Below are 26,165 nucleotides of genomic sequence, written 5' to 3' on the forward strand. Positions count from 1 at the left end.
GTCAGCGCTCCAGAACCTGCTTCACATCGACCAGATTGGAACGAACGCGCAGAATATAGAAGCCCATCGTGGTCAGATGCGACGGTGTAAACCATGCATCCGGGCTACCGTTGGAAACGATGAAAGGCTGCATGTCGAGCGCCGAGCGCATCTGCTTTTCCATCTCGTCCCACACGCCATCAAGGTGCTTTTCGGCCAGCACGCCGCGGAAATCGGAATGCGCCGAGCGGAGCAGGCCGTAATAGGCGTATAGCTGGCCATAGGCGAACCAGAAACGGTCGTCCGCACGGGTGTCGAACCAGCCATTATGATAGTTTTCCGCCCGGTCCTTGAGAATTGCGGACGTCGAACCAAGGTCGCTGGCGATGCGATCGACAAACTGGATCAGATTGTCGGCGCGGGCATCAAAGGTCGCCTGACAGTTTTCAAGACGCGTGTTGAACGAACGCAGATCCTTGATCGCCGAGCGATAATAGCTGGGCGTCGGGGTCTTGGGGCCGAACGGACTCAGGCCGAAATACCAGGAATCCTCCGCAAACTGCAGATTGCCACGGGCCTTTTGCAGATCGCCATCAATCTGCGACGTGCCGCGCAGACGACCGATATTGTCCACCAGTTCAATCGCCGTGCGGCGCACAGCGGCATTGATGCCGCGCTGGAACGAAGCCTTATTATCGAGGAACGGTGTGCGATCCCAGTCCAGACCGAAGAAACCGGTCTTGTAGAGCAGCATGGAAGAAATCCACGCATTCTGGTTCACGTTGAAATCGGTAAGGTCGGCGGCAACCTCGGCAATCGCCGAACGCGAGCACTTGCGGGCCGATGACGGTATCTGCGCCGCCTGAACCGGCTGGCTTGCCGCCGGTGTTTCAGCAGATGGCTGATTGCTGTTCTCGATCGCGGGCGCGGTGGAAGGTGCTGGCTCCGGCGCGACGGCAGGCGTCGAGTTCACTTCCTCGCCCGGCGTGTTCGCCGTCTGATAGCTATACTTTGCCGGATAGTCCGGGTCGAAATTGGTCCAGACCTGAGTCTGCCAGATAAAATAAATATAGAGCGCGGCCAGACCGACCACGACGACGCCAATCACGGCTTTCCACAATATTCCGAACTTCAGATAAACCCGCCATAAAGCGGCCAGTGGAACGGCTATCAGCCGGGCCAAACCCGCAATCATGCGACCAAGGAAGGAGAAAACGGCCCGTACTGCATTCCACACTATCAATCATCCTTCCATTGGCCCGCAATTCCGGGGCTTCGAACTATTCTCGCTCGCGCGTCGGGCCGTCGTAAAAAACGCCGTTTCCCGAAAAGCAGCGAGCAAGAAACGCTGTTCCTCTTCAAATAGAGTGCGCCCGTCTTTTCGACAACCGCGATCGCTCATCCAACTGATTTTATCCGGCATTTTGGCGCGACAGGGTTGAAACCGGGGGGCCGATCCGTAACATGGCGCAACTTGGAGCCGTTCCGGTAAAAGTGCGGGATATTTTTTCGTTCTCATCACGACAAAAGAGACAGACGTCGCAATCGAGAATATTTTCGCCGCTGTGGTACTTGAACGGCGCAATCTTTGGTGTTTGCTAAAGCCGGAACCGGAAAAATAAGCAAACCGTCAAAACGGCCCGGAAATGGAGAGAACAATGAAACTGACCTATACGCTTGCCTTTGCTGCGCTTGCCACGGGAACGGCAATGCTCGCGGCACCTGCTGCCAGCTTCGCGGCCGAACCGGAAAGCTGCTCGACCGTGCGCTTTTCCGATGTCGGCTGGACCGACATCACCTCGACAACTGCGGTTGCGACCGAAATTCTCAAAGGCCTCGGCTACAAGACCGATATCAAGGTTCTATCCGTGCCGGTGACTTATGCGTCGCTGAGCAAGAAGGACATCGACGTCTTCCTCGGCTACTGGAACCCTTCCATGAGCGCTGATCTGAAGCCTTATCTCGATGACAAGAGCGTTGAGACGCTGCGTACCAACCTCACCGGCGCGAAGTATACGCTTGCCGTGCCGAAATATGCCGCCGACGAAGGCCTGAAGGATTTCAAGGATATCGCCACCTTCAAGGACAAGCTCGGCGGCAAGATCTACGGCATCGAGCCGGGCAATGACGGCAATCGCCTGATCCTTGACATGATCAACAAGGACGCTTTCGGCCTGAAGTCGTTCGAACTGGCGGAATCCTCCGAACAGGGCATGCTTGCGCAGGTTGCGCGCGCCATCAAGAGCAAAGAGCCGGTTGTGTTCCTCGCATGGGAACCGCATCCGATGAACAAGCGCTTCGAGATCACTTATCTCACCGGCGGCGATGACTTCTTCGGTCCGAACCTCGGCGGCGCCAAGGTCGAAACCAATGTGCGCAAAGGCTACACGCAGGAATGCCCAAATGTCGGCAAGTTCCTGACCAATCTCGAATTCAACCTCGACCTCGAAAACGAGATCATGGGCAAGATTCTGGACGATGGCGCAGAGCCTTCGAAGGCTGCGACCGACTGGCTCAAGGCCAATCCCGCTGCGCTCGACAAGTGGCTCGCAGGCGTGACGACGGTTGACGGCAAGGATGGTCTGCCTGCCGTCAAATCGGCCCTCGGCCTTTGATGTGAAGCACTCGCAGGCCGCGGTTAAACCCGCGGCCTTTCCATCTGTAGATACTCAGGCACGCAGCAGGAGACTTCATCGTTGAACTGGCTGACGGACTATAAAATTCCGGTTGGACCGACTGCAAAGACGGTCGTTGACTGGCTGACGAACAATATGGGTGGCTTTTTCGACCTGCTGGCAGCGGTCATGCAAAGCATGATCGACGCCCTGCTTTTCGTCCTGAAACTGCCGCACCCGCTGCTGCTGATCGCCATATTCGCAGTGATTGCCTGGCTGATCCAGCGCCGCATTTCGGTGGTCGTGCTGACGATCCTGGGCTTTCTGTTCATTCTCAATCAGGGTTACTGGGACCGCACGCTGGAAACGCTGACGCTTGTGCTTTCGTCCTGTGTTCTCTGCATGGCCATCGGCGTTCCGCTCGGCATTGCCGCAGCGCATCGTCCGACGCTTTACGCGGCCATGCGACCGGTGCTCGATCTGATGCAGACGCTGCCCACCTTCGTCTATCTGATCCCGGCCATCGTCTTTTTCGGCATTGGCATGGTGCCCGGCCTGCTCGCCACAGCCATTTTCGTTCTGCCCGCGCCGGTGCGTCTGACACATCTCGGCGTTTCGTCCACGCCATCCTCCTTGATCGAAGCTGGCGAAGCCTTCGGCGCTTCCCGGTCCCAGCTTCTCTGGAAGATTGAGCTGCCCTATGCCATGCCGCAAATTCTGGCGGGCCTGACCCAGACGATCATGCTGTCGCTTTCGATGGTGGTTATCGCCGCTCTCGTGGGGGCCGATGGTCTTGGCGTTCCGGTCGTCCGCGCGCTGAACTCGGTCAACACCGCGCTCGGCTTCGAGGCTGGCCTTGTCATCGTCGTGGTCGCCATTGTGCTCGACCGCATCTTCCGCGCTGGGCGCGAGAAATAGGAGATCGCGGATGACCATTATCGCAATTGAAGATGTCTGCATCATTTTCGGCAAGAACACGGATAATGCGCTGGCGCTTGCTGATCGCGGTGCAACGCGATCCCAGATTCAGGCCGAAACCGGCCATGTTCTGGGTGTGCACAACTGCACGCTGAATATCGAGGAAGGCGAAATCCTCGTCCTAATGGGCCTGTCCGGTTCCGGCAAGTCCACGCTGCTGCGCGCCATCAACCGGCTCAACCCGATTTCGCGCGGCCGCGTCACGGTGCGGGATGGTGACCGGGGCATCGATGTCGGCAAGGCGGATCGCAACACGCTGCGCCATTTGCGCACCGAACTTGTTTCGATGGTCTTTCAGCAATTCGGCCTGCTGCCCTGGCGCACCGTCGAGGAGAATGTCGCCTTCGGGCTGGAAATCTCCGGTATGGGCAAGGAAGAGCGCATTTCCAAGGCCCGCCAGCAGCTCGAACTAGTCGGGCTTCAGGACTGGGCCAAGCGAAAGGTCGGTGAATTATCCGGCGGCATGCAGCAGCGCGTCGGTCTCGCCCGCGCCTTTGCCACCGGCGCGCCGATCCTGCTGATGGACGAACCCTTCTCGGCGCTTGATCCGCTGATCCGCACGCGGTTGCAGGACGAGCTTCTGGCCTTCCAGTCGCGCTTAAAGAAAACCATTGTCTTCGTCAGTCACGATCTTGATGAGGCCATGAAGATCGGCAATCGCATCGCCATTATGGAGGGTGGGCGCATCGTGCAATGCGGAACGCCGCAGGAAATCCTGCTGCAACCCGCCGACCAGTATGTCGCCGATTTCGTCGCTCACATGAATCCGCTTGGCGTGCTGCGCGCGGGCGATATCATGACGCCGTTCGACCGTAACGCCGCCCCTCGCCCCTTTGCGGCCACAGCGCGACGGGAAACGCTGGTGCGCGAGCTGATGAATGCCGTTGCCGACAGCGGCGGCGATGTCGGCATCGTCGAGAATGGCAACATCATCGGGAAGGTCGCGGCGGACGATATCGTCCGGGCGCTCGCCTGGCACCAGCAACGCGCTGGCTGAACATACAAAAACGCCGCCATTTACAGGCGGCGTTTTTGTTTCAGGATTTGCGGTAGCCCGTTAAGCCTGTGCGGCCTGTCTGGCGGCGGCACGCGCCTCGACGCGGGCGCGAATGGCATCCACATCCGCACGCGGCGTCGCGGCAAACAGCTTCTTCGTATAATCGTGCTGCGGATTGTTGAACACGTCGTCACGCGACCCGTATTCAACCACCTCACCGAAATACATCACCATCACCTCATCGGCGATATAGCGCACCACCGAAAGGTCGTGGCTGATGAAGACATAGGTGAGACCGAACTCTTCCTGCAGGTCGGACAACAGGTTCAGCACCTGCGCCTGCACCGACAGATCGAGCGCAGAAACCGGCTCGTCGAGAATCAGCAGCTTCGGATTGAGCATCAGCGCGCGCGCAATGGCGATACGCTGGCGCTGGCCGCCCGAGAACATATGCGGATAGCGGTTGAAGTGCTCGCGACCGAGACCAACCTTCAACAACATCTGCATCGCCTTGGCGCGACGCTCTTCCGCCGACATATTCGTGTTCAGCAGCAGCGGTTCGGCCAGCACGTCGCCGATCTTCTGGCGCGGATTGAGCGAACCGTAAGGGTTCTGGAACACGATCTGCACCTTCTGGCGCATTTCGGCGGTCAGCCCGTCACGAGCGATGTTCACATCCTTGCCGCCGATCGTCAGATCGCCGGAAGTCTGCGGATCGATCATGGTGAGGATGCGCGCCAGTGTGGACTTGCCGCAACCCGATTCGCCAACGATCGCCAGCGTCTTGCCCTTTTCGAGCTTGAAGCTGACGCCCTTGACGGCATGAACCACCTTCGGCTTGCCGAACAGGCCGCCGCCGACATGGTAATCGCGCTTGATATCGCGCGCTTCGAGAACGATCTCGCTCATCGCGCTTCTCCTGCACTGGTCTCGTCAAAAGCGAAATCCGACACCGTCGGCAGACGGTCGCCTGTCGCATTTTCCGGCAGAGCCGACAGAAGCGCGCGCGTGTAAGGGCTTTTCGGTGCGGAAAACAGCGACAGCACGTCGGCGTCCTCCATCTTGTGACCCTTATACTGCACGATGACACGATCCGCCGTTTCGGCGACGACACCCATATCGTGGGTAATCATGATCAGGCCCATGCCATGCTCCACCTGAAGCCGCATCAGCAGATCGAGGATCTGCTTCTGGATCGTCACGTCGAGAGCCGTGGTCGGCTCATCAGCGATCAGTAGCTTCGGATTGCAGGCAATCGCGATAGCAATCATAACACGCTGGCACTGGCCGCCCGACATCTGATGCGGGAAGCTGCCGAGACGCTCAGAGGCATCGCGGATTCCAACCAGTTCGAGAAGCTCGATCGCGCGAGCACGGCTCGCCGAACCGTTCATGCCCATATGCTGCCTGAGCGCTTCTTCAAGCTGGTAGCCGACCGTGAAGCACGGATTGAGGCTCGCAACCGGCTCCTGAAAGATCATCGAAATGTCGCGACCAATGATCTGGCGGCGCTCCGAACTGGAAAGCGTGCGCAAATCCTTGCCGTCGAACGACATCTTGTCCGCCGTCACGGTCGCGGTCTTGGGCAGAAGGCCCATCACTGCGAGCATGCCGACCGACTTGCCCGAACCGGACTCGCCGACAATGGCCAGAACTTCGCCCTTGTCGACCGTGATATCGATGCCATCGACCGCCTTGAAAGGACCAGTCGAAGTATCGAACGAAACCGTAAGGTTCTTGATTTCAAGCAAAGCCACCGATCAGCTCCTCTTGAGTTTCGGGTCAAGCGCATCGCGCAGACCGTCGCCGATCAGATTGATGGCGAGAACAGTGATCAGGATTGCCAGACCCGGGAAGGTCACAATCCACCAGGCGCTGGTGATGAACTCGCGCGCCGATGCGAGCATGGTGCCCCATTCCGGCGTTGGCGGCTGTGCGCCCATGCCAAGGAAGCCCAATGCCGCCACGTCGAGGATGGCGTTGGAAAACGACATCGTCGCCTGCACCACGAGGGGCGCGAGACAGTTCGGCAGGATGGTCTTGAACATCAGGCGCAGCCTGCTTGCTCCGGCAAGCTTGGCCGCGGTCACGTATTCGCGTTCCTTTTCCGCCATGACGGCGGCGCGGGTGAGACGAGAAAAATGCGGCAGCAAGACAAGCGTGATCGCAAGCACGGCATTGATGAGGCCCGGTCCCAGAATAGCCACCAGAACCAGCGCCAGCAGCAGCGACGGGAATGCCAGGATCACGTCCATGATGCGCATGAACACCGTATCGACGCCGCCACCGAAATAGCCGGTGATGAGGCCGATGGTGATGCCGAGGCACATCGAAATGATGACGATGACGAAACCGACCAGCAGCGAATATTGCGCGCCATAGATCAGGCGGGACAGAATATCACGGCCCACCTCATCCGTTCCAAGCAAGAACTGGGTCGAGCCGCCTTCCTGCCAGAAAGGCGGCAGCTTGATGTAATCGCGGAACTGATCGACAGGACTATGCGGCGCAATGACCGGCGCCAGAATGGCCACGAGAATGACCGCCATAAAGACGTAGAGGCCGATAACCGCGCCGCGATTGACGCTGAAATAGAACCAGAAATCCTTCAGCGCGCGCATCTTGCCGATGTCGTTTGCGGCTTCCGGCTGAATAGCTGAGTGTGTCATGATACCCTCACTTATGCCGGATACGCGGATTGATCAGGCCGTACAGCAGATCGACCACCAGATTGACCACCATGATAATGGCGGCAATCAGCAGCAGACCGCTCTGCACGACCGGATAGTCGCGGCGGAAAATGGAATCGAGCATCCATTTTCCGATGCCTGGCCAGGAGAAGATGGTCTCCGTCAGGATCGCACCGGCCATCAGCACACCGACCTGCAAGCCGATTGTCGTGATGACGGGGATCATGGCGTTGCGCAGCGCGTGAATGCCCACGACGCGGCGCGTCGGCAGACCCTTGGCGCGGGCGGTGCGCACATAGTCCTCACCCAGCACTTCCAGCATCGCCGAGCGCGTCTGGCGCGCAATGACCGCGAGCGGAATGGTCGCCAGCACGATGGTCGGCAGGATGAGATGCGAGACCGCCGAAAGGAACGCGCCCTTCTGGTCCGACATCAGGCTGTCGATCAGCATGAAACCCGTCACCGACGGGAAGAAATAGAGGAGCGAAATGCGGCCTGAAACCGGCGTCCACTGCAATATGCCCGAGAAGAAGATGATGAGCAAAAGCGCCCACCAGAAAATCGGCATCGAGTAACCAACCAGGGAAATGCCCATGAGGCCCTGATCGAACCAGGAACCGCGCTTGACGGCGGCGATGACGCCTGCCGGAATGCCAAGGCAGATCGCCACAATGATCGCGCAGATCGACAGCTCTACCGTAGCTGGAAACAGCGTGAAAAATTCAACGAGAACAGGCTTCTTGGTCACCAGAGACTGGCCAAAATCGCCGTGCAGCAGGTTCCAGACATAATCCAGATATTGCTGCCAGATGGGGCGGTCAAAGCCGAGCTGCGCCATCAGTTCTGCATGGCGTTCCGGGCTGACGCCGCGCTCGCCTGCCATCAGCAGGACGGGATCGCCGGGCAGGACCCGGACGAAAGCGAAAGCAACGATCGTGATGCCAATGAAGGTCGGCACCAGATAGATGAGTTTGTTTAATATAAAACGAAACATACAAAAACTCCGACCGGGTGCGGAGGAACCCTCCACACCCGGCCGCTGGTGTTGTTAGACTTTACTCGGAGATATCAACATCTTCGAAGCGATAGTCACCAAGCGGGCTCTGCTTGAAGCCCGTAACCTTGGCCGACATCGGCACGAAGACCGTCGAGTGAGCGATGGTGTTCCAAGGAGCCTGCTCCTTGAAGATCACCTGCGCTTCTTCGTAAAGCTTGGTGCGTTCTTCCTGGCTGGTCGAAACCTTGGCCTTCTGGATCAGGTCTTCGAACGGCTTGTAGCACCACTGGGCGCGGTTGTTGTTGCCAACGCCAGCGCAGCCGAGAAGCGTGCCCATGAAGTTGTCCGGATCGCCATTGTCGCCGGTCCAGCCGAGGATGACGGAACCGTCGCGGTCCTTGTCGGACGACTTCTTGAGGTATTCGCCCCATTCCATCGAAACGATTTCGGCGCTGACGCCAACCTTGGCAAGATCGGACTGCATGAGTTCAGCGGTACGACGCGCGTTCGGCATGTACGGACGGCTGACAGGCATCGCCCACAGCTTCATCTTGAGATCCTTGACGCCAGCGGCTTCAAGAGCCTTCTTGGCAGCTTCCGGATCGTACTTGTCGTCTTCGACCTTGTCGTTATAGCCCCACATTGTCGGCGGGATCGGGTTCTTGGCAACCTGGCCCTGACCCTGGAACACGGCGTCGACGATGGCCTGCTTGTTGATAGCCTGGTTCAGCGCCTTGCGGACTTCCGGCTTATCGTAAGGCGCCTTCAGCGTGTTATACGCGAAATAAGCCACGTTCAGGCCAGCCTGTTCGTCAACCTTGAGGTTGGAATCGGCCTGAAGGCCCTTGATGTCAGCCGGAGCCGGATAGGACATCAGGTGGCATTCGCCAGCCTTCAACTTCTGCGCGCGCACAGCCGGATCGGTCGTGATTGCGAAGACGAGATCGTCGATCTTCGGCTTGCCACCCCAATAGTCGGGATTGGCCTTGAAGCGAACGACGGCGTCCTTCTGGTAGGCGACGAACTGGAACGGGCCAGTGCCGACCGGAATCTGATTGAGATCGTCCTTCTTGCCGTCGGCAGCCAGCTTGTCGGTGTACTCCTTCGAGATGATCGAAGCGAAAGGCATCGAGATATTGGCGAGGAACGGTGCTTCCGGACGGTTCAGCACGAACTTGACGGTGTAATCGTCAACCTTGACGATGTCCTTGATCAGCGCGCCCATTTCCATGCTGTCGAAATACTCGTAGGTGATCCCTGCGGTATACTGGTGCCATGGATTGTCCTTGTTGCGCATGCGATCGAACGAGAAGATCACGTCATCCGCATTGAATTCGCGGGTCGGCGTGAAATAGTCGTTCGAATGGAACTTCACGCCCTTGCGCAGATGGAAGGTGTATTCCAGACCGTCGCTGGAAACGTCCCAGCTTTCAGCGAGACCCGGCACAACCTTGGTCGTTCCGTTCTCGAATTCGGCAAGACGATTATAAACCGGATGCGCAGACGCATCGAACGTGTCACCGCCCGTATATGCCGCCGGATCGAAGCCTTCAGGCGATGCCGGAGAGCAATACACAAAAGTCTTTGCCGAAGCAGCACCGCTCATAAGAGCCACCAGCGCGGTTGCAGCCAGGAGTGTTTTGTACATTTTCATTTATTGTCCGCCTCCACGGAAAAGTGTGCCGCGCGCGCCCCATTGCCCGCAGCCTGGCCTATCGAAACGCTTGGTTCCCCACTTTGCAAGCGCAATTGTTAGAACCAGTTCACATTCTTATGCGTTTATCACCTATATTTTTAGATTTTAATTTCTTCAAATTGCCATATTGCGGAATATTGCGCTAAAGGCGGTCAAATCATAATATTATTTGCGCAAATTTTCGCATAACGTCACGCAGCGGTTGCACGGCATCTTTGGAATCGCTGAAATTGCGGGCAATATCAGTGCGCAGGCCTGTTCCATTGTGCAGAAACCAGCTAATAGCGGATTATCTTACTCAAGTTTATGACAGCGCGATGAACCAGACCAAAGAGCCAATCGATTCTCCCATCAGGCCGACAACGCCGGAAGCCATTCAGCTGGCAAAGACGCTGATGCGCACGGCGCGCTATGGCGCGCTGGCAGTGCTGGATGCGAAAACAGGCCGCCCGCTGGCAAGCCGCGTTGCAGTCGCGACCGACACGGATGGCACGCCGCTCATTCTGGTTTCGGGGCTGGCCGCGCACACGCCGGGCCTCATCGCCAATCCCGCCTGTTCTCTGCTACTGGGCGAACCCGGTAAAGGCGACCCGCTCGCCCATCCGCGCATTACGTTGCATTGCGACGCCGAAAGGGTCGAGCGGACGGCCGATGATTATCCACGCCTGCGCCGCCGCTATCTCAACCACAATCCAAAAGGCGCGCTTTATGTCGATCTTGGCGACTTCGCGTTCTTCCGCATGAATGTGCTTGGCGCCAGCCTGAATGGCGGCTTCGGCAAAGCCTTCATCCTCGCAACCGAGGACCTGATCTGTCCCGCCGCCACCGCCGAAAGTATAGCTCCCAACGAACAGGACATTCTTGATAGTGTCAAAGAAAACGGAGAAGATGCCATCGCTGCCCGCATCAGCCAGATGACCGGCACAGCGACTAGGCCGTTGAAGGTGGTGGGGATAGACCCCGATGGTCTCGACATCGCAGCTGGCAATGAGATCGTTCGACTCCCGTTCTCGCGGAGCTGCGCCAGCGCAGCCGAAGTGCGCGCAGAACTGCTAAAAATGACCGCCTCGCCCGCCTGAAACGGATTCATGCTCTTTTTGGGACAAATTTGCGCGATTTAAACATGGGCGAATTTAAGCAAGGTCTTTTCAAACCAAATACCAACCATTAAATTTGACCTGCGTGTTCCAAAATGGAAACGTCATTTGAACCTACCAGCGGTCTTACGGGGGTATGACAGCAGATGAATAAAGAACATACTTTTTGTGATTTAACAGAAAATGCAGATCAGGCAGCAGATTTTCTTTCAGCACTCGCAAACAACAAGCGACTATTGATTTTATGCAAGCTGCTACACAATGAAATGTCTGTTGGCGCGCTCGCCAAAGCCATTGACCTCAGTCAGTCGGCGTTGTCGCAGCATCTGGCCAAATTGCGCGCTCTCGACCTTGTTTCGACCCGACGCGATGCCCAGACCATTTACTACATGGTTTCGTCACCGCATATCGAGTTGATGTTGTCGACGCTCTCAAGCCTCTATATGAGTCCGACACCGCGCCGGCAGGAACAGCCGGTATTAGCCATCGCCTAAAGCATGAGGTTACAGCCGTGCAATGAAACAAGAAGATCATTTGCACGGCTGTCTCCAAAGAATAGACGATCCGGCTGACGAACGTCTTTCCCCCTATCGCGACATTCGCGAAAAAGACCTCGTCGGACGCCAGAAGCGTTTCATCGCCGAAGGCAAGGTCGTCATCAATGTGCTGTTCTCTTCCACCGCGCGCTTTGAGACAGAATCGTTGCTCGTGCTGGAAAATCGTCTCGACGGACTGACGGAACAGCTGAAACAGATCCCTGCGGGCACCCCGGTCTATTGCGTGCCGCAGACCGTCATGGATGCCGTCGCGGGCTTTCACGTTCACCGCGGCATTCTCGCCGTTGGTCGCCGCAAGCCGCAGCCGGAATTGGCTGACTTGCTGGCCACGCTTCCGCAACGGTCACTGGTCACGGTGCTGTGCGGCATATCCAATCACGACAATGTCGGTTCCATTTTCCGCAACGCTGCCGCCTTCGAGGCCGATTGTGTGCTGATGGATGAAACCTGCTGCGATCCGCTTTATCGCAAGGCCATTCGCGTTTCAGTCGGCGCAACGCTGAAAGTACCCTATTTTCATGGCGGGCGTATCGATGAGATTCTTGGTGCGCTCCAAGATGCGGACTTCAACGTGTTGGCGCTGAGCCCATCGTCGGAAACCAGCATCTATCAGGCAACCGGACATGATCGTCAGGCACTGCTGCTTGGCACAGAAGGCGAAGGACTGCCGCAACGGCTTCTGGCGCGTCTGCAGACGGCCCGCATTCCCATGTCGAAGGAATTCGACAGCCTGAATGTCGCCACCGCTTCCGGCATCGCCCTGTCGCGCTTCAGCCGGTTTCAATAATTCGCGCGCAAAGAAAGAGGCGGGTGCTTTCACACCCGCCTTGATGTTTTTCAATCGCTTTTGAAACGGGTCAGGCTGCCGAAGCGTTTGCCGTTCCGGCCACCAGACGACGCAGCATTTCTTCCGCCTGTGGTTCGCGTTCGGACCGGCCAATGAAGCCGCCGCCGAAGACGCGCGCCGTATTGCTCTCGTCGGAATAAAGCACACAGGCCTGTCCCGGAGCAATACCGCTTTCGCCATCGACCAGTTCAACCCAGGTCTTGCCATCCCCATGACGCAGAACGGCAGGGCGCGGCGGACGCGTGGAGCGAACCTTGGCGAAAACTTCCATTCCACCTTCCGGCAGATCACTGATCGGGCCATCACCCAGCCAGTTGATATCACGCAGGAACACCTTGTGCGTTTCCAGCGCCTCACGCGGACCAACGATGACGCGCGCATTGGCGGCATCGAGATGCACGACATAAAGCGCCTCGCCGGTGGCCACGCCGATGCCGCGGCGCTGGCCGACCGTGTAATGCACAATGCCGTCGTGACGGCCAAGCGTGCGACCGTCGATATGGACGATATCGCCCGGATTGGCGGCTTCCGGCTTCAACCTGGAGATAATGTCGGAATATTTGCCCTGCGGCACGAAGCAGATATCCTGGCTGTCCTGCTTCTTGGCAACCGTCAGGCCCATTTCCTCGGCGATTTCACGCACCTGCGCCTTCGGCAGATGGCCGAGCGGGAAACGCAGATAATCAATCTGCTCCTGCGTGGTCGCGAAAAGGAAATAGCTCTGGTCGCGGTCGGTATCGACGGGACGATAGAGCGAGCGATGCGCACCATTTGCACGGCTGCGAATATAATGCCCGGTCGCCAGAGCGTCGGCGCCAAGATCGCGCGCGGTCTGGAGAAGGTCAGCAAACTTGACCGTCTGGTTACAGGAAACGCATGGGATTGGCGTCTCGCCGCTGACATAGGAATTCGCAAACGGATCGATCACGGCTTCGCGGAAACGCGCTTCGTAATCGAGGACGTAGTGGGGAATGCCGAGGCTTTCCGAAACGCGGCGGGCGTCTTCGATATCCTGTCCTGCACAACAGGAGCCGGCGCGATGAACCGCTGCGCCATGATCATAAAGCTGCAGCGTCACGCCAACGACGTCATAACCTTCACGTTTGAGAATCCCGGCCACAACAGATGAATCGACGCCGCCCGACATGGCGACGACAACGCGCGTGTCTTCCGGCTTTCCCGGCAGATCGAGGCTGTTCAGGCTCATGATTGATTCCAGCTTCCGGGCATGCGCCCTGCTTCTCAAAATTCAGATTTCTAAGGCCTATATAGGCGAAACTGCGGCAATTTGCCAAGGTGTCGCAGAATAAACATTGGTCGAATTGCGACCCGGCCCCCACACTTCCCCGTGAAATTCGCAGAAAAATGGCCGAATTGCTTCGGTCGGCTCATTTTTCGTCAAAATTTTTTCAAGTGTTACCAGAGTGTTACCGGCGGTTTAGGTAATTTTTAAAGCTGTGGCGCTAGTCTCACACTCGATTAGGTCCTTGAGTGTTTTGTAGAGAGTACAATGACCGATCTGGTAAGACCGCGTATAAAGTATGTAATTGGTCCCGATGGCAGCCCGCTGACCATTGCGGACCTTCCCCCCGCCAATACAAGGCGCTGGGTCATCCGCCGCAAGGCCGAAGTTGTCGCTGCTGTTCGCGGCGGGCTTCTGAGCCTTGAGGAGGCATGCCAGCGTTATACATTGACGGTGGAGGAGTTCCTTGGCTGGCAATCCTCAATCGACGAGCATGGTCTCGCCGGTCTCAGGACGACCAGAATTCAGCAATATCGGCACTGATGGATCGGGCCGGGGTTGAACCCTTGTGTTCAATCATCCGCGCCAATCCAGCCTATGGATCTGATAAATTGAAAACCGGCCCACTGGGCCGGTTTTTGTTTGCGCAATTCATTCCTATCACTACAGTTGCAAATTCGTCAGGCCGTGGCGAAAAGAGTGATTTTCGAGTACCGGAGCGGAGCGTACTTCAAGGTACGTGAGCACCGGACGCAGAAAATTGCTCTTTGCAGTCCGGCATCACGAAGAATGCAACTGTAGTGCTATGTTGAAGACTGTATGCGTTCACACTGGAGGATGGCATGAGCGGAAATATCGACATTCGCAAGGAAGACAGTTCCGATGGCGGACGCTATGTGGCGTCGCTGGATGGCAGCGAAGCCGAAATGACCTACACCAGGCTGGGGCCGTCCCTCATTTCCGTCGATCACACGCGCGTGCCCGAAGCGATGCGTGGCAAAGGTGCCGCACAGGCGCTGGCCAAGAACGCCATTCTTGATGCGCGCCGCAATGGCTGGAAAATCATTCCGCGTTGCAGCTTCATGCATGCACAGGCGACCCGTCACCCTGACTGGTCGGATGTGATTACCAACGGCTGATACGAATCGCCAAACAACAGAAACACCGGCCAGACGCATTTGAAGCATTTCCAGCAAAAGTGCGTAGCGCCTACGCGGGGAAATCAGTCCACTGGACTGATTTCTGGTCCCGCTTCGATGCGCAGGATAATGCGTAAAAACAAATAGATAGTGCGGTTCCACGATTCCGTCTTCATCGTAGCCGCTCTGGCCCGGTGTTTCCGATTCATAACGGATCAGGGATCGATCAGGCTTTGGGCAATTCCTGAATGCGGCTTGCGAGACTTTTGGAAACGGCTTTGCCGTTCTTCACGCTCTTACCGCCCGCCGCTGTTTCTGCCGCTTGCAGAATGCCGTGAATGGGCGAATCGGGGCCTTCCTTTTCAGCGGTTGCAGCGACCATGCGCGCAGCAAGCTCCGCCATTTCTTCGCGAAGTGCTGCATTCTGGCGCATGATTTCCGCGTGATCCGTATCGGTCAGCGCATGGGCCACGGCACCACCACGCGAAAAACGTTCCAGCTTTTCCTGTGCATCCGACAGTTCGGAAATCAGCTTTTCCAGCTTCTGCTGCAAATCGCCATTCCGGCGTTTCTCGCTCTTCAGTTCCGTCTGCGCCGAGGTGAGCTGCGTTGAAAGCTCATTATAGCGGGCAGTTGCTTCCTTACGGTCACGGCGCATTTCGGTCATCTCGCTCGACAAGCGGCCACGTTCGGCCTCGTTAGCGCTTATCTCGATACGCAGCGTATCCGCAAGCCCCTCCAGCGCAGTGTAATGGCTTTGCATTCGTTCCAGCTCGGCTTGCAGGATTTCAGACTTTTCCGATGCCGCCTGCCGGGACGACCTAGCGTCCGACAGCATCTGATCCTGTTCAGCCAGTTTCTTTTCAATGGCGGACTGGCCTTCCTCAAGCAAGGGAATGCGCTTCAGCTCTTCATATTGGCGGCCAAGCACGACGGCCTGTTCGGCAGCCTTCTGGCGTTCCCGCTTCAACTGCTGCTCCAGCTTGCTGATGGCCACGGCAAATTCGGCGCGCAAACCGTCCTTGTCAGCGCGGATTTCCGCAAGCGTAATCGGCAACTCGGCCTGAACCTGCCGTCGCGCCAGAAAGAAAGCGCGCCGCCAGACCGATGGCCCGAGCAGGATCAGGACGAAAACCGTCACAAGAACGCCAAGCAGGAAGAAAAGTGCCGACTGGATCAAGGTTTCACACGAAGTTGAGCTTTTTGCAGCCAAACAGAACCATCAAGCGATGGTAGCGCATAGGTCTGGAATGCGCAAAAGGCTTTCTCGCACCGAAACATTCCGGGTGCAGAACAGCCTTCGCGCAACCAGCAATTCACAACGACTTAGAACGGATTCCAGGTCGGGGCAGCTGAAACCTTCAGATAGCCGATATTCACGCCGAGCCTTGCGCCGACGCCGGTGCGGATCGGTACGAGCACGATGTTTTCGCGCTTCAGCACATTGAACCCGACGCCTGCGACCACGTAAGCCGAACCGGCAACGCCCGCATAGCGGCCGTAGAGGTTCTGGATATCGTCCAGATTATAGACGAGCATCATGACGCGCGAGCCCTGACCGCCGAAATCCCAGCCAAGGGAAGGCCCCTGCCAGTAGGTCTTATGGTCACCGGCATTCTTCGTATAAAGCGTGCCTTCGCCATAGGTCAGGCCGCCGATGAAAGCGCCGGAACCTTCTTCGCCAAGAACATAGCCGTTCGGCAGGCCGAAGCTCTGGAACGCTTTTTCGACAGCGCTGGCAAGTCCGCCTGAAGCCGAACCGAAAAACCGATGACCGGAATCGACGATTTCCTCGGCGGTGTAGGTGTTCTGCGCCCGTGCCTGATGCGGCAGAGCGAGGATGGAGACAATCAGTGCCGCAAGAAACGCAATAGAATACGCCGCATTGCGGAAACTGGTTTGCGACAGGGATGGTATGGCCATTTTTAATTCCTTCTGGCTACCGCTTCTCTGTCTGACGCCCTGTTAAAAGCACGACGCTGCCTCTTCCGGGCTTTCGCGTCGAATCGCGCATATTGTACGCGCTAATATGTTGTCCAAATCTTTATGAAACGAAATTGGCGTTTGAAAGGCGAAATGCCGACGCGGAAAACATTAGCGCACGACAGGCGATCCGGCTTTCGAAAAAGACAGCTTTGTTGCGGCTTTCCAGCATGGCGTGTATCCAGTTAAACCGACATTCAGGGCGATTCGCCCGCCATCATGCCGCGCGGGAAACGACAGGTTTACGTGCGGTTTCGTTAACCGATCAGGACGCGACCGTCCGGCCGAAGCGCCGCGGAGCCGGGTCCATCCGTGTTCCGGAGAAAGCGCCATGCCACTACCCGTTACCCTTTCCGCACTCGATCTCGGTGCGCTTCTGTGCAGCCGGATCTGTCATGACATCATCTCGCCGGTTGGCGCGATCAACAATGGTCTTGAACTGCTGGAAGAAGGCGGCGCAGACGAAGATGCGATGGCGCTGATCAAGTCGAGCGCGCGCAATGCCTCCGCCCGTCTCCAGTTCGCCCGCATTGCCTTTGGCGCCGCCGGTTCGGCAGGCGTGCAGATCGACACGGGCGACGCGCAGACTGTCGCCTCCGAATATTTCAAGAACGAGAAGCCGGAGCTGACCTGGGAAGGCACCCGCGTGCTTCTGCCGAAGAACAAGGTGAAGCTGCTGCTCAACATGCTTCTGATCGCCAATGGCGCGATCCCGCGTGGCGGCTCGCTGGCGGTGCGTCTGGAAGGCGGCGATACAGAGCCGCGCTTTGTCATCACGGTCAAGGGCCGCATGCTGCGTGTTCCGCCGAAGTTCCTGGAGCTGCATTCCGGCGCCACCCCGGAAGAGCCGATCGATGCGCATTCCGTCCAGCCTTATTACACCCTGCTGCTCGCTGAAGAAGCCGGCATGACGATTTCCATTCACGCAACGGCAGAAGATATCGTATTCTCCGCCGAGTGAGCGGTTTAGGCGCGCGGGTCCGCCCGCGCTCCTGCTGACAAGACAGCAGGCAAATATCGTGTCGCGGTAAGATGTTTCGGCAGCTTCGTTGCCGCTCTGGGGGAAAGTCGATGGGAGACGAAGCGATGGCCGGTTATTGCCTGCTGGTTGACGATTCATCCGTCATCCGCAAGGTCGCGCGCCGTATCCTGTCCGATTCCATCGCAGAATTTGCCGAAGTCTCCACCGGGCATGAAGCGCTCGACAGTTGCGCATCGCGCATGCCGGATATCATTCTTCTCGATTTCGATCTGCCGGATATGACGGCCCTTGAAGTCATTCCCGACCTGCGCGCCCTGCCCGACGGCCAGCATCCGCGCATTATCGTTTGCCTCTATGAGCTCGACGTCACGCGCATCATGCGCGCCAAGCGTTCCGGCGCCGATGGCTATATATTGAAGCCCTTCGACCGCGCTTATCTCACCGAGCAATTCACTCTTCTGATGAGCGCCGAGCCGCAAAAACGCCCTCGCCCGACTGTTGGCGAAACGCCGCGATAAGCCAGCCTGATCCAATAGGACTAAAAGCAAAAAGCTCCGCCGAAGCGGAGCTTTTTTTCGTTGACCGTAAAGTCTGGACCGATCAGGCGCTTTCGCGCAGTTCGGCATCCGGCTCGCGCAGCACATAGCCGCGGCCCCAGACGGTCTCGATGTAGCTCTGGCTACCGGAAACCGCATCAAGCTTCTTGCGCAGCTTGCAGATGAAGACGTCGATGATCTTCAGTTCCGGCTCGTCCATACCGCCATAAAGGTGGTTGAGGAACATTTCCTTGGTGAGCGTCGTACCCTTGCGCAAGCTCAAAAGCTCGAGCATCTGGTATTCCTTACCCGTCAGGTGAACGCGCTGGCCGGAAACTTCCACCGTCTTTGCGTCCAGATTGACGATCAGGTCGCCCGTGGTGATGACCGACTGTGCATGGCCCTTCGAGCGGCGAACAATCGCATGAATACGCGCGATCAGCTCATCCTTATGGAAAGGCTTGGTCATGTAATCGTCGGCGCCAAAGCCAAGGCCGCGAACCTTGTCCTCAATGCCGGCCATGCCGGAGAGGATCAGGATCGGCGTTTTCACCTTGGAAAGGCGCAATGTACGAAGAACTTCGTAACCAGACATATCCGGCAGATTCAAATCCAGCAGGATGATGTCGTAATCATAAAGCTTGCCGAGATCGATGCCTTCCTCGCCCAGATCGGTCGTGTAGACATTGAAACTTTCGGACTTGAGCATCAGCTCAATGCTCTGTGCGATAGCACTGTCGTCTTCAATCAAAAGGACGCGCATCTCTTATCCCCTTTCCGCAGCCGACCAGATGTCCCTCAAGGCGGCACACGGAACCGTCGTTGCCTCTGTATGAAGGTGCCAGCAAATGGTTAACAAAATATGATTCTGGTTGGCAAGCATATTTATGCCCTGTTTAGAAAATTCTTATAGCGATTTGAATCATAAAGAGATTCACGTCTCCCTGACTCTAAAGCATCGCTTTAAGAATCTTCGCTAAGCGATTCATTCGACTCTAGCTTTCACCTGTTGCTCAAAAAGCACATTAGGTTTACCGAGCCTTAAGTCCTAACGCGTATGATTAACCTCGCCGGTAAAGGAATGGTTACCAAACGAGCAAAATCTTAACTTTTTGTTTCGTTGTAAACGGTGATTTCTGACAACGGCCGCGACGCTTTCCCCCTGTAGGGGCTGGATTCGCGGGGGATTCGCGGTGTGAACGGACGTTTTTTGTTTATTCACACCTGTTAATAAAGCCCAATCAGATCGACTTGAAATGAAGTCGATACGATTGTGCTTCAAGTCCGGGGGGAACGCCCCAACACATGGAAGCTGGTTGGTGTTCAAGGAGTATTGCGTATGAAGCCACGTGAAAGCCTGGTGAGGCTTAAACTGTTCCAGGTGAAGGAAAAGCGCCGTCAACTGGGCCAGCTTGACCTGATGATCGGCGAGTTCGAGCGAATGGCGGGGGAACTCGACGCTCAGATCCTGTCGGAAGAAAAGAAGGCTGGCATCACCGATATCAATCATTTTGCCTATCCGACCTTCGCCAAGGCTGCACGCCAGCGGCGTGACAACCTGTTCGGTTCGATCGGCGATCTGATGTCGCAGAAGGAAGCAGCCGAGGCAGAACTGGCCGTGGCCGAGATCGAACTCTCCAAGGCGGAAGCGTTGGAAGAGCGCGACGGCGGCAAGGCGCCACGCGAAGTCGTCGAGCGCCCGGCCAATCAGCGTCGCGCTATGATCGGCTGATCCACGGCAAAACGATTGTTCTTTTTCAGGCGTCGCCCTTCTTGCGAGGGGCGGCGTCTTTTCGTCTATGCATAGCCTGCCCACCGAACGGCAATCCGTTACCAACAAACGCCGTCGCAGTCATGGAAACTTGGTTTGCATCCCGCCTCACCCGCATGTAGGGAAGAAGGGCAATGCAAAAATCCGCCCCCTCAGGGCTTCAACCAGCCCCAGACAAATTCAATTTCAGGAAAATCCCGAAGCTGCTCCAGTGGGGCCTGCTTCTGTTGGTGTCGGCTGTCCTGATTTTTGCAGGCGAAGTTCTGCATCTTCCGGCAGCCCTGCTGCTGGGCGCAATGGTCGGCGGCATCCTGATGGCGGCTGGCGAAAGTACCGTGCGCGTCCACAGCCAGCTTTCGACATTTGCGCAGGCGGTGGTCGGCCTGCTGATTGCCCGCGCCATCACGCCCGAGTTCTTCTCCAATATGGGCAGGCACCTGCCGATTATCCTGGTCTCGATGCTCTTCGTGCTCTTTGCCAGCACACTGATCGGCTATCTGCTGGCGCGGTTCCGCGTCCTGCCGGGAACCACCGCCGTGTGGGGTTCGTCACCGGGTGCTGCCACCGCCATGACCCTGATGGCGGAATCCTTCGGCGCGGATGCGCGCCTCGTCGCCTTCATGCAGTATCTCCGCGTCGTGCTGGTTGCGACCACGGCATCGCTCGTCGTGCGCCTTGGCGCGGGCGTGGAGATGGCGGCCCCTGCCGCTGTAGACTGGTTTCCACCGCTCAACCCGTCCAGCCTCGGCGCAACGCTGCTTCTCGTCCTTGGCGGTGCCTTTCTGGGGCATATCTCGCGCATACCAACGGGCGCCATGCTGGTGCCGCTGGTGCTGGGCGCGATCCTGCAAGATACCGGCGTCATGACCATCGATCTGCCGCCATGGCTGCTGGCGATCAGCTATACGCTAATTGGCTGGCGCATCGGGCTTGGCTTCTCACGCGCAATCATCGCCCATGCGGCGCGGGCTTTTCCCGCCGTTCTGGCTTCGACGCTGATCCTGATCGCCGTCTGCGGTTTGTTCGGTATGGCGCTTGGCCATATGCTCGATCTTGATCCCCTCACCGCTTACCTCGCGACAAGCCCCGGTGGCGCAGACACAGTTGCCATTATCGCGGCATCCACCAATGTCGACCTGCCCTTCATCATCGCCATGCAGACAAGCCGGTTCTTCGTGGTGCTTTTCGCCGGACCGGCGATTGCACGCTTCGTCGCCAAACGCGTCGAAAAACGGCTGGAAAAAACTGGCAAATAAAAAAACCCGGCTTTCGCCGGGTTTTTTCTTCAACGAACTGATCAGATCAGGCCTTCTTACCGTGAAAACCACGGATGGCGCCGATGATCTTGTCCTGATCGGCTTCCGACAGATAGGGATGCATCGGCAGGCTCAGAATGCGCGATGGCAGAGCTTCAGAAACCGGCAGGCCGCCCGGCGCAACCGGATAATGCTTATAGGCCGTCTGCTGATGCAGCGGCTTCACATAATAGATCACCGACGGAACGCCCTCAGCCTGAAGATGCGCCTTCAACCCGTCGCGGTTCTCACTTTCGATGGAATATTGCGCCCAGGCAGAACGGTTGCCAGCGGGAAGAGCCGGAACCTTCACCACATCCTTCAGCGCTTCGTTGTAACGCTTGGCGATACGATCGCGCGCTTCCATCTCGTCTTCGAGAATCGCAAGTTTTTCCAGCAGAACGGCAGCCTGGATCGTGTCCAGACGCGAATTGATACCAATGCGGACATTGTCGTACTGGGTTTCGCCCTTGCCGTGGAACAGCACCGAACGCAGCGTATCCGCAAGCTCGGCATCGTTGGTGAACATCGCGCCACCGTCGCCATAGCAACCGAGCGGCTTGGCCGGGTAGAAGCTGGTCGCGCCCACATGGCCAAATGCGCCGCACATGACATTGTCGCGCTTTCCGCCGATGGACTGCGCAGCGTCTTCGATGATGAACAGGCCTTCGCGCTCGGCAATCGCGGTGATGCGGTTATAGTCGGCAGCAAGGCCAAACAGATCGACCGGAATGATTGCCTTCGGCTCCAGACGGCCTTCCTTGCGGATAGCGGCAATGGCAGCTTCAAGCTGTTCGACATTCATGTTGTAGCTGTTGGCATCGACATCGACGAAAACAGGCTCTGCTCCGACCAGCGCCACAACTTCCGCAGTCGCAGCAAAGGTGAAGGACGGAACGAAAACGGCATGGCCGGGACCGATGCCGCGCGCCATCAGAGGCATCTGCAAGGCGTCGGTGCCATTGGCGCAGGCGATCACATGTTCAACGCCCAGATATTCACCGAGCTTCTTCTCGAACTCCGCCACTTCAGGCCCGAGAATATAGCGGCCTTCCGCAACAACCTTGGAAATGGCGGCATTGAGACGGTCTTCGATACGCGCGCGCTGCGCCCCAAGATCAATAAACTGCATGTTGGCTCCATAGAGTTGGCCTCGCACGAACCAACGTGCGAATCCTTGGCACCTATTTATTCGCTTGCGCGCCGTCCTGCCATGGCCGGGGCGTTCAAAGTTTTGCGAATGCTGTAACACCGCTTGACGAAACGTAAAGCTCCGTCCGCGAACGCCTTATCTGGTGTGCTGCACCGAACCTTCGGTCAAGATCCGCAAGACACTGATGGCTTCCTTGCCGTCAGTCCGCGGGGTTTCACGGGTTTCGATGCAATGCAGGAAATGCTGCAACTCGCGGGTGAGCGGCATGCCTTCCTCGACGGGTATATAGATCGGCTCTGCCGACTTGAAAGCCCACTGGTCGTTTTCCCGCCAGACTTCGTGTTTGTAGAAGGCAAGCTTGCGGTCCCACGGCTCGCCGTCGTCGAAAACGGCCATGCCCTTGGTGCCGGTCACGCTCAGGCGCCGCTCGCGATAGGCATTGAGCCGCGAGGCAAAAAGATGCCCGCGAATGCCGCCCGGGAACTCCAGATGAACATGGGCAAAATCGTTCAGATGGTCGATGATGGCCGTGCCTTCGCCGCGAATGGCGCTGGGCTCTTCGCCGGTGATGGCGAGAATCATCGACAGATCGTGCGGCGCCAGGTCCCACAGCGCATCGAACTGCGCGTGAAACTTGCCAAGACCGACGCGATGCGAATGAACATAGCGGATATCGCCGAGTTCACCGCTCTTGACCATGTCGAGAAGCTTTTCGAAGGCCGGATGGAACCGCAGAACATGGCCGACCATGAAGATGCGACCATTTTCGCGCGCGGCTTCAACTTCGGCTTCCGCCGAAGGGACGTCGAGCGCAATAGGTTTCTCGACGAGAACATCCTTGCCGTTCTTCACAGCTTCGGTCGCATATTGCGCGTGGAACTGTGCAGGCAGGGCCAGAACGATGCCGTCCACGTCGGGACGGGTGAACAATTCATCAACCGGAACATTGGGAACGCCAAATTCGGAAGCGAATCGTTCGGCATTTGCCGGGTTGGCGTCGGAGACCGCCTGAAGGGCGCCGAGGCTCTTCAGGGTACGAATGTGGTTGCCGCCCCAATAGCCGCAACCCAAAACCGCAATACGAGGTGCCATGAAACTATGCCTTTGCTTATGCACAGTTCCTTATCGGTGCAAATGATGGAAAACAAGACGAAACCTGTGCGAAGAGTGCTTGACAGGGTTTCATTCCCCACATATACCGCCGCCATTCCTTGCAGGAACAATGCTTTGTCCCACCGGAAACGGCGACGACAAAACTTCTGCAAAGCGACGCGTGGCGGAGTAGCTCAGTAGGTTAGAGCAGAGGAATCATAATCCTTGTGTCGGGGGTTCGAATCCCTCCTCCGCTACCATTCGCTAACCGCTACCGAAAAATTCTCTTTCCAACATCATCGTAGGTAGTTGCGCTCGCAGCCTTTCGCACGGCTTTAGAGCTGCCGTTGTGATGCCGACTCATCCGATGACAAGTGGCCCGCTAAATATTGACGGGCCTGAAGGCCCGCTCACTGGCTATCGGATATCGTGGTCATAGGGAATGGGGCCCCAACGTCCGGTTTTGGTGAAGTTCACCCATAAGCCGAGGGAATTGCGCATTGTGCGCGTCCCGAACCTTTTCAATTCCCGTATGAGCAGTCGAAAAAGCGCCGGCCGCTTTTGCTCACGTCGGTTCTTGCCGATCGTGCTTTCCAATCCTGCCTGTCGGCAAATGGCTGGCGTGATCTGGTAGATATTCAATTCGTCGAAAGGACCATCATTGGGGTCGAACAGGAAATGATCGATGGGAGCAGGCGCTTTCTGCATAAGCGGCAGAAGTTTGCGCGCAGCGTCGCGAGACACGACGTAGCCTCCCGTCAGCAAATGTCTGGAGCGAAGCCGCGCCACCGCATAGGGTCCTTCGCTTGCAACCGAACGGGATATCAAGACCTCATGCCCGTAGGCATCGATTTTGATAATATCCGCGTCTTTCGGTATCCATTTGTCTGAAGGCAGCAACTGCGCAGCCCCGCTGCTCAGCTTGATATCATCTTCAAAAATGACCGCGTAAGCATCGATACCGGTCGCTATAATTTCTAGACACTTGCGGTGAGACAGGAAACAGCCAATTTCCGCTGGCGAAAGCGGATCGGGCCAGTTTTTGCTGAACGTGTTGAATGAAGCCAGCTCCTGTTCGGGCATAACCCGACCATTGACAGCCTCAACACGTTCGAATTCTAGACCCATGCGATTAAACTGGGATGCCATATAGGCCAGACGGTCCTGGCTCCGCTCCAGATTTATCAAATAGCACTTCACTTCAGCCCCCTTGTCGCGCACCTCTTAGGACATAGGGGGGTGAAAAACAACCAATGGAGAAAAGCGCCCCCGCGCCATATCTTGTCGTTATCCACGGGGCGATTTTCTGGACTGGACCAGCGCCGGTCCTGCTCGCAGCTACTGCTGGACAGTTTCCGGTGCTATGCCCTGATCGAAGATGAAGGCCGGGCCGACCACCCGCACCTTTCGGTCCGTCAGCGGCGCAAAGGTTGCCGTAGCAACCGTATCGACCATATCGGCATTGCGGCTCGGTCGGCTGTCCGGCATCGGCATCACGACGTTGCGCATGGCTCTCGCCGACCGACTGCTGGCGCGCAGTTCGCTGACCTTGGCGACATAACCCGCCCAGTCGCATTTTTTGAAATCGCTGCTCTCGTGATAATTATAGGCCGTCGGCAGTTCCGCATAGGACTTGCCGCTGGTCGCGGAAATCATATCCGCTGTTTCGCCATTCACATCATTGAGAACATAGAGATCGACGCTCTCGTTCTGGCAGATGAAGCGGCATTGAGCCAGCGTTTCCGTTGTGCTTTCCGTTTTGTCGAATTGAGAGTGCGGCGCCGGGAACAGATAACCGTCCGAAAGGCGCACGCAATAGGTCAGTGCGCCTTTGCCGGCCCAGGATTTGGGTTTCTCGGTCGCATTCGACGTGACAGCCGCCGGTGTCACCTTTGGCCGATCCAGTCGCGCGCTGCGTTGTGTCGTGGCCGATGGTTCGGAACATGACCTTGCGGCCAGCCCGGCGGAAATCTGCCGCTGCACTTCCGCAATGCGCACCGACAGATCGCGGCAGGCATTGAACAAGCCCCCGCCGCCATCACCCTTGCAGCCACGCCCGCGCTCCATGGCGCGCAGGGCGGATAGTTGCCTTTGCGCTGCCAGATCGGCAGCGCTGGCAGCACCCGAACAGGCCGCAGCGGCCAGTTGCGGGTAACTCACAAGACCTATCAGAAAAAGCAGGACGTAAAACTTAGTCACGATACTATCCTCAGCCCTGGGGGATGACTTGAGACTTTCTATCGGGGTTACAGAAGATGCACTGGCACTTCCATTGCAGGAGGCGAATGCGTCGCATTCAGCACCTTATCCGGGTCGATTTCCGACAGGAGTGCAGCAAGCGCCAGACGCAGATAAAGGGGGGTATCTGGACGATTGATTGCCTTTAGCGCGATGCGCGATATGCCGAGCGCGTAAGCCAGTTCCTGTTCAGAGGTCTTCAGAGATGCACAAATCTTCGCAAGTTTGTCATAAGCCCGTCTGCCCATTGACGTTTTCCCTCTCCTTCAAAATGCAATGG

27 protein-coding genes and 1 tRNA gene are annotated in these 26,165 nt (G+C 57.3%); 13 read left to right on the forward strand and 15 right to left on the reverse strand.

The window, feature by feature from the left end:
* Window position 1: 1 nt before the first annotated feature.
* On the reverse strand, window positions 2-1,222 hold the full coding sequence (locus tag D8666_RS04975; RefSeq protein WP_121536548.1) for a DUF2333 family protein: 1,221 nt from the start codon (window positions 1,220-1,222) through the stop codon (window positions 2-4).
* A 403-nt stretch (window positions 1,223-1,625) separates the two neighbouring features.
* On the opposite strand from D8666_RS04975, the gene D8666_RS04980 reads away from it, so the two are divergent.
* The 3 genes from D8666_RS04980 to choV all read left to right on the forward strand — a co-directional run bounded on the left by D8666_RS04980 (window position 1,626) and on the right by choV (window position 4,569).
* Entirely contained in the window at window positions 1,626-2,594 is a 969-nt protein-coding gene (locus tag D8666_RS04980) for a choline ABC transporter substrate-binding protein (RefSeq protein WP_109369529.1), read from the forward strand.
* Between the two features lie 81 nt (window positions 2,595-2,675).
* Window positions 2,676-3,512 (forward strand): choline ABC transporter permease subunit, encoded by an 837-nt coding sequence (choW, locus tag D8666_RS04985; protein WP_109369530.1) that lies wholly within the window; start codon window positions 2,676-2,678, stop codon window positions 3,510-3,512.
* Window positions 3,513-3,522: 10 nt separating this feature from the next.
* Window positions 3,523-4,569, forward strand: coding sequence for a choline ABC transporter ATP-binding protein (gene choV / locus D8666_RS04990; protein ID WP_121536550.1), 1,047 nt, complete (start codon window positions 3,523-3,525; stop codon window positions 4,567-4,569).
* Window positions 4,570-4,629: 60 nt separating this feature from the next.
* Here choV and D8666_RS04995 read toward each other — a convergent pair whose 3' ends face one another.
* The 5 genes from D8666_RS04995 to D8666_RS05015 all read right to left on the reverse strand — a co-directional run bounded on the left by D8666_RS04995 (window position 4,630) and on the right by D8666_RS05015 (window position 9,910).
* The gene (locus D8666_RS04995) at window positions 4,630-5,478 is read right to left on the reverse strand and encodes a dipeptide ABC transporter ATP-binding protein (RefSeq protein ID WP_121536552.1); all 849 of its coding nucleotides are present in this window, start codon (window positions 5,476-5,478) and stop codon (window positions 4,630-4,632) included.
* On the reverse strand, window positions 5,475-6,326 hold the full coding sequence (locus D8666_RS05000; RefSeq protein WP_109369533.1) for an ABC transporter ATP-binding protein: 852 nt from the start codon (window positions 6,324-6,326) through the stop codon (window positions 5,475-5,477). The genes D8666_RS04995 and D8666_RS05000 overlap by 4 nt, the downstream gene beginning before the upstream one ends.
* A 3-nt stretch (window positions 6,327-6,329) precedes the next feature.
* Window positions 6,330-7,238: an ABC transporter permease subunit gene (locus D8666_RS05005; protein WP_104756074.1), complete on the reverse strand. Its 909-nt coding sequence runs from the start codon at window positions 7,236-7,238 to the stop codon at window positions 6,330-6,332.
* 7 nt (window positions 7,239-7,245) lie between these two features.
* A complete protein-coding gene (locus D8666_RS05010) occupies window positions 7,246-8,253 on the reverse strand; it encodes an ABC transporter permease subunit (RefSeq protein ID WP_109369534.1) in 1,008 nt (335 codons plus the stop codon).
* Between the two features lie 61 nt (window positions 8,254-8,314).
* Complete coding sequence (locus tag D8666_RS05015) at window positions 8,315-9,910, reverse strand: ABC transporter substrate-binding protein (protein WP_109369535.1); 1,596 nt, start codon at window positions 9,908-9,910, stop codon at window positions 8,315-8,317.
* Window positions 9,911-10,269: 359 nt separating this feature from the next.
* Here D8666_RS05015 and D8666_RS05020 point away from each other — a divergent pair, with 359 nt between their 5' ends.
* From D8666_RS05020 to D8666_RS05030, 3 genes are all read left to right on the forward strand, one after another.
* Window positions 10,270-11,031: a HugZ family pyridoxamine 5'-phosphate oxidase gene (locus tag D8666_RS05020; protein WP_109369536.1), complete on the forward strand. Its 762-nt coding sequence runs from the start codon at window positions 10,270-10,272 to the stop codon at window positions 11,029-11,031.
* A gap of 164 nt (window positions 11,032-11,195) precedes the next feature.
* Complete coding sequence (locus D8666_RS05025) at window positions 11,196-11,543, forward strand: ArsR/SmtB family transcription factor (RefSeq protein ID WP_109369537.1); 348 nt, start codon at window positions 11,196-11,198, stop codon at window positions 11,541-11,543.
* Window positions 11,544-11,565: 22 nt separating this feature from the next.
* Window positions 11,566-12,393, forward strand: a complete 828-nt coding sequence (locus D8666_RS05030) for a TrmH family RNA methyltransferase (RefSeq protein ID WP_121536554.1) — start codon at window positions 11,566-11,568, stop codon at window positions 12,391-12,393.
* Between the two features lie 70 nt (window positions 12,394-12,463).
* Here the strand turns inward: D8666_RS05030 and mnmA are convergent, their stop codons facing one another.
* Window positions 12,464-13,660, reverse strand: a complete 1,197-nt coding sequence (mnmA, locus tag D8666_RS05035; protein WP_180917913.1) for a tRNA 2-thiouridine(34) synthase MnmA — start codon at window positions 13,658-13,660, stop codon at window positions 12,464-12,466.
* A gap of 303 nt (window positions 13,661-13,963) precedes the next feature.
* Here mnmA and sciP point away from each other — a divergent pair, with 303 nt between their 5' ends.
* Together sciP and D8666_RS05045 are read left to right on the forward strand one after the other, a co-directional pair.
* Complete coding sequence (gene sciP / locus D8666_RS05040) at window positions 13,964-14,239, forward strand: CtrA inhibitor SciP (RefSeq protein WP_010659559.1); 276 nt, start codon at window positions 13,964-13,966, stop codon at window positions 14,237-14,239.
* 299 nt (window positions 14,240-14,538) lie between these two features.
* Entirely contained in the window at window positions 14,539-14,835 is a 297-nt protein-coding gene (locus tag D8666_RS05045) for a GNAT family N-acetyltransferase (protein ID WP_109369539.1), read from the forward strand.
* Between the two features lie 226 nt (window positions 14,836-15,061).
* Here D8666_RS05045 and D8666_RS05050 read toward each other — a convergent pair whose 3' ends face one another.
* Window positions 15,062-15,991, reverse strand: a complete 930-nt coding sequence (locus D8666_RS05050; protein ID WP_209445962.1) for a coiled-coil domain-containing protein — start codon at window positions 15,989-15,991, stop codon at window positions 15,062-15,064.
* Between the two features lie 170 nt (window positions 15,992-16,161).
* The gene (locus D8666_RS05055; RefSeq protein ID WP_121536558.1) at window positions 16,162-16,758 is read right to left on the reverse strand and encodes a DUF1134 domain-containing protein; all 597 of its coding nucleotides are present in this window, start codon (window positions 16,756-16,758) and stop codon (window positions 16,162-16,164) included.
* 391 nt (window positions 16,759-17,149) lie between these two features.
* Here D8666_RS05055 and chpT point away from each other — a divergent pair, with 391 nt between their 5' ends.
* Entirely contained in the window at window positions 17,150-17,779 is a 630-nt protein-coding gene (gene chpT / locus D8666_RS05060) for a histidine phosphotransferase ChpT (protein WP_121536560.1), read from the forward strand.
* Window positions 17,780-17,889: 110 nt separating this feature from the next.
* The gene (locus tag D8666_RS05065; protein ID WP_121536562.1) at window positions 17,890-18,318 is read left to right on the forward strand and encodes a response regulator; all 429 of its coding nucleotides are present in this window, start codon (window positions 17,890-17,892) and stop codon (window positions 18,316-18,318) included.
* An 82-nt stretch (window positions 18,319-18,400) separates the two neighbouring features.
* On the opposite strand, the gene ctrA is transcribed toward D8666_RS05065, so the two are convergent.
* Window positions 18,401-19,099, reverse strand: a complete 699-nt coding sequence (ctrA, locus tag D8666_RS05070) for a response regulator transcription factor CtrA (protein ID WP_078338799.1) — start codon at window positions 19,097-19,099, stop codon at window positions 18,401-18,403.
* A gap of 576 nt (window positions 19,100-19,675) precedes the next feature.
* Between ctrA and D8666_RS05075 the strand changes: the two genes are divergently transcribed.
* Together D8666_RS05075 and D8666_RS05080 are read left to right on the forward strand one after the other, a co-directional pair.
* Window positions 19,676-20,068 (forward strand): flagellar export protein FliJ, encoded by a 393-nt coding sequence (locus D8666_RS05075; RefSeq protein ID WP_078338800.1) that lies wholly within the window; start codon window positions 19,676-19,678, stop codon window positions 20,066-20,068.
* 173 nt (window positions 20,069-20,241) lie between these two features.
* On the forward strand, window positions 20,242-21,363 hold the full coding sequence (locus tag D8666_RS05080; RefSeq protein ID WP_121536564.1) for an AbrB family transcriptional regulator: 1,122 nt from the start codon (window positions 20,242-20,244) through the stop codon (window positions 21,361-21,363).
* A gap of 46 nt (window positions 21,364-21,409) precedes the next feature.
* On the opposite strand, the gene D8666_RS05085 is transcribed toward D8666_RS05080, so the two are convergent.
* Entirely contained in the window at window positions 21,410-22,534 is a 1,125-nt protein-coding gene (locus D8666_RS05085) for a DegT/DnrJ/EryC1/StrS family aminotransferase (protein WP_109369545.1), read from the reverse strand.
* 156 nt (window positions 22,535-22,690) lie between these two features.
* The gene (locus D8666_RS05090; protein ID WP_109369546.1) at window positions 22,691-23,647 is read right to left on the reverse strand and encodes a Gfo/Idh/MocA family protein; all 957 of its coding nucleotides are present in this window, start codon (window positions 23,645-23,647) and stop codon (window positions 22,691-22,693) included.
* Between the two features lie 183 nt (window positions 23,648-23,830).
* Between D8666_RS05090 and D8666_RS05100 the strand changes: the two genes are divergently transcribed.
* Window positions 23,831-23,907: transfer RNA gene (locus D8666_RS05100), tRNA-Met, on the forward strand.
* A 157-nt stretch (window positions 23,908-24,064) separates the two neighbouring features.
* Here the strand turns inward: D8666_RS05100 and D8666_RS05105 are convergent.
* The 3 genes from D8666_RS05105 to D8666_RS05115 all read right to left on the reverse strand — a co-directional run bounded on the left by D8666_RS05105 (window position 24,065) and on the right by D8666_RS05115 (window position 26,133).
* Window positions 24,065-24,847 carry a glycosyltransferase family 25 protein gene (locus D8666_RS05105; RefSeq protein WP_121536650.1) on the reverse strand — a complete coding sequence of 261 codons (783 nt, stop codon included), beginning with the start codon at window positions 24,845-24,847 and terminating at the stop codon, window positions 24,065-24,067.
* Between the two features lie 138 nt (window positions 24,848-24,985).
* Window positions 24,986-25,846: a DUF2865 domain-containing protein gene (locus D8666_RS05110; RefSeq protein ID WP_235858888.1), complete on the reverse strand. Its 861-nt coding sequence runs from the start codon at window positions 25,844-25,846 to the stop codon at window positions 24,986-24,988.
* A gap of 47 nt (window positions 25,847-25,893) precedes the next feature.
* The gene (locus tag D8666_RS05115) at window positions 25,894-26,133 is read right to left on the reverse strand and encodes a hypothetical protein (RefSeq protein WP_109369549.1); all 240 of its coding nucleotides are present in this window, start codon (window positions 26,131-26,133) and stop codon (window positions 25,894-25,896) included.
* Between the last annotated feature and the right edge of the window lie 32 nt (window positions 26,134-26,165).

It is taken from the genome of Ochrobactrum soli, assembly GCF_003664555.1.
Lineage (GTDB): Bacteria > Pseudomonadota > Alphaproteobacteria > Rhizobiales > Rhizobiaceae > Brucella > Brucella teleogrylli.

Bases quoted from the DNA above. Each gene is read 5' to 3' on its own strand.
- mnmA (WP_180917913.1), bottom strand. From the start codon at position 13,660: ATGAGCCTGAACAGCCTCGATCTGCCGGGAAAGCCGGAAGACACGCGC.
- D8666_RS05055 (WP_121536558.1), bottom strand. From the start codon at position 16,758: ATGGCCATACCATCCCTGTCGCAAACCAGTTTCCGCAATGCGGCGTAT.
- D8666_RS05015 (WP_109369535.1), bottom strand. From the start codon at position 9,910: ATGAAAATGTACAAAACACTCCTGGCTGCAACCGCGCTGGTGGCTCTT.
- D8666_RS05025 (WP_109369537.1), top strand. From the start codon at position 11,196: ATGAATAAAGAACATACTTTTTGTGATTTAACAGAAAATGCAGATCAG.
- D8666_RS05075 (WP_078338800.1), top strand. From the start codon at position 19,676: ATGAAGCCACGTGAAAGCCTGGTGAGGCTTAAACTGTTCCAGGTGAAG.
- D8666_RS05005 (WP_104756074.1), bottom strand. From the start codon at position 7,238: ATGACACACTCAGCTATTCAGCCGGAAGCCGCAAACGACATCGGCAAG.
- choV (WP_121536550.1), top strand. From the start codon at position 3,523: ATGACCATTATCGCAATTGAAGATGTCTGCATCATTTTCGGCAAGAAC.
- chpT (WP_121536560.1), top strand. From the start codon at position 17,150: ATGCCACTACCCGTTACCCTTTCCGCACTCGATCTCGGTGCGCTTCTG.
- D8666_RS05115 (WP_109369549.1), bottom strand. From the start codon at position 26,133: ATGGGCAGACGGGCTTATGACAAACTTGCGAAGATTTGTGCATCTCTG.
- D8666_RS05010 (WP_109369534.1), bottom strand. From the start codon at position 8,253: ATGTTTCGTTTTATATTAAACAAACTCATCTATCTGGTGCCGACCTTC.
- sciP (WP_010659559.1), top strand. From the start codon at position 13,964: ATGACCGATCTGGTAAGACCGCGTATAAAGTATGTAATTGGTCCCGAT.
- D8666_RS05080 (WP_121536564.1), top strand. From the start codon at position 20,242: ATGCAAAAATCCGCCCCCTCAGGGCTTCAACCAGCCCCAGACAAATTC.
- D8666_RS05065 (WP_121536562.1), top strand. From the start codon at position 17,890: ATGGGAGACGAAGCGATGGCCGGTTATTGCCTGCTGGTTGACGATTCA.
- D8666_RS05045 (WP_109369539.1), top strand. From the start codon at position 14,539: ATGAGCGGAAATATCGACATTCGCAAGGAAGACAGTTCCGATGGCGGA.
- D8666_RS05085 (WP_109369545.1), bottom strand. From the start codon at position 22,534: ATGCAGTTTATTGATCTTGGGGCGCAGCGCGCGCGTATCGAAGACCGT.
- D8666_RS05090 (WP_109369546.1), bottom strand. From the start codon at position 23,647: ATGGCACCTCGTATTGCGGTTTTGGGTTGCGGCTATTGGGGCGGCAAC.
- D8666_RS05030 (WP_121536554.1), top strand. From the start codon at position 11,566: ATGAAACAAGAAGATCATTTGCACGGCTGTCTCCAAAGAATAGACGAT.
- D8666_RS05020 (WP_109369536.1), top strand. From the start codon at position 10,270: ATGAACCAGACCAAAGAGCCAATCGATTCTCCCATCAGGCCGACAACG.
- ctrA (WP_078338799.1), bottom strand. From the start codon at position 19,099: ATGCGCGTCCTTTTGATTGAAGACGACAGTGCTATCGCACAGAGCATT.
- D8666_RS04995 (WP_121536552.1), bottom strand. From the start codon at position 5,478: ATGAGCGAGATCGTTCTCGAAGCGCGCGATATCAAGCGCGATTACCAT.
- D8666_RS04980 (WP_109369529.1), top strand. From the start codon at position 1,626: ATGGAGAGAACAATGAAACTGACCTATACGCTTGCCTTTGCTGCGCTT.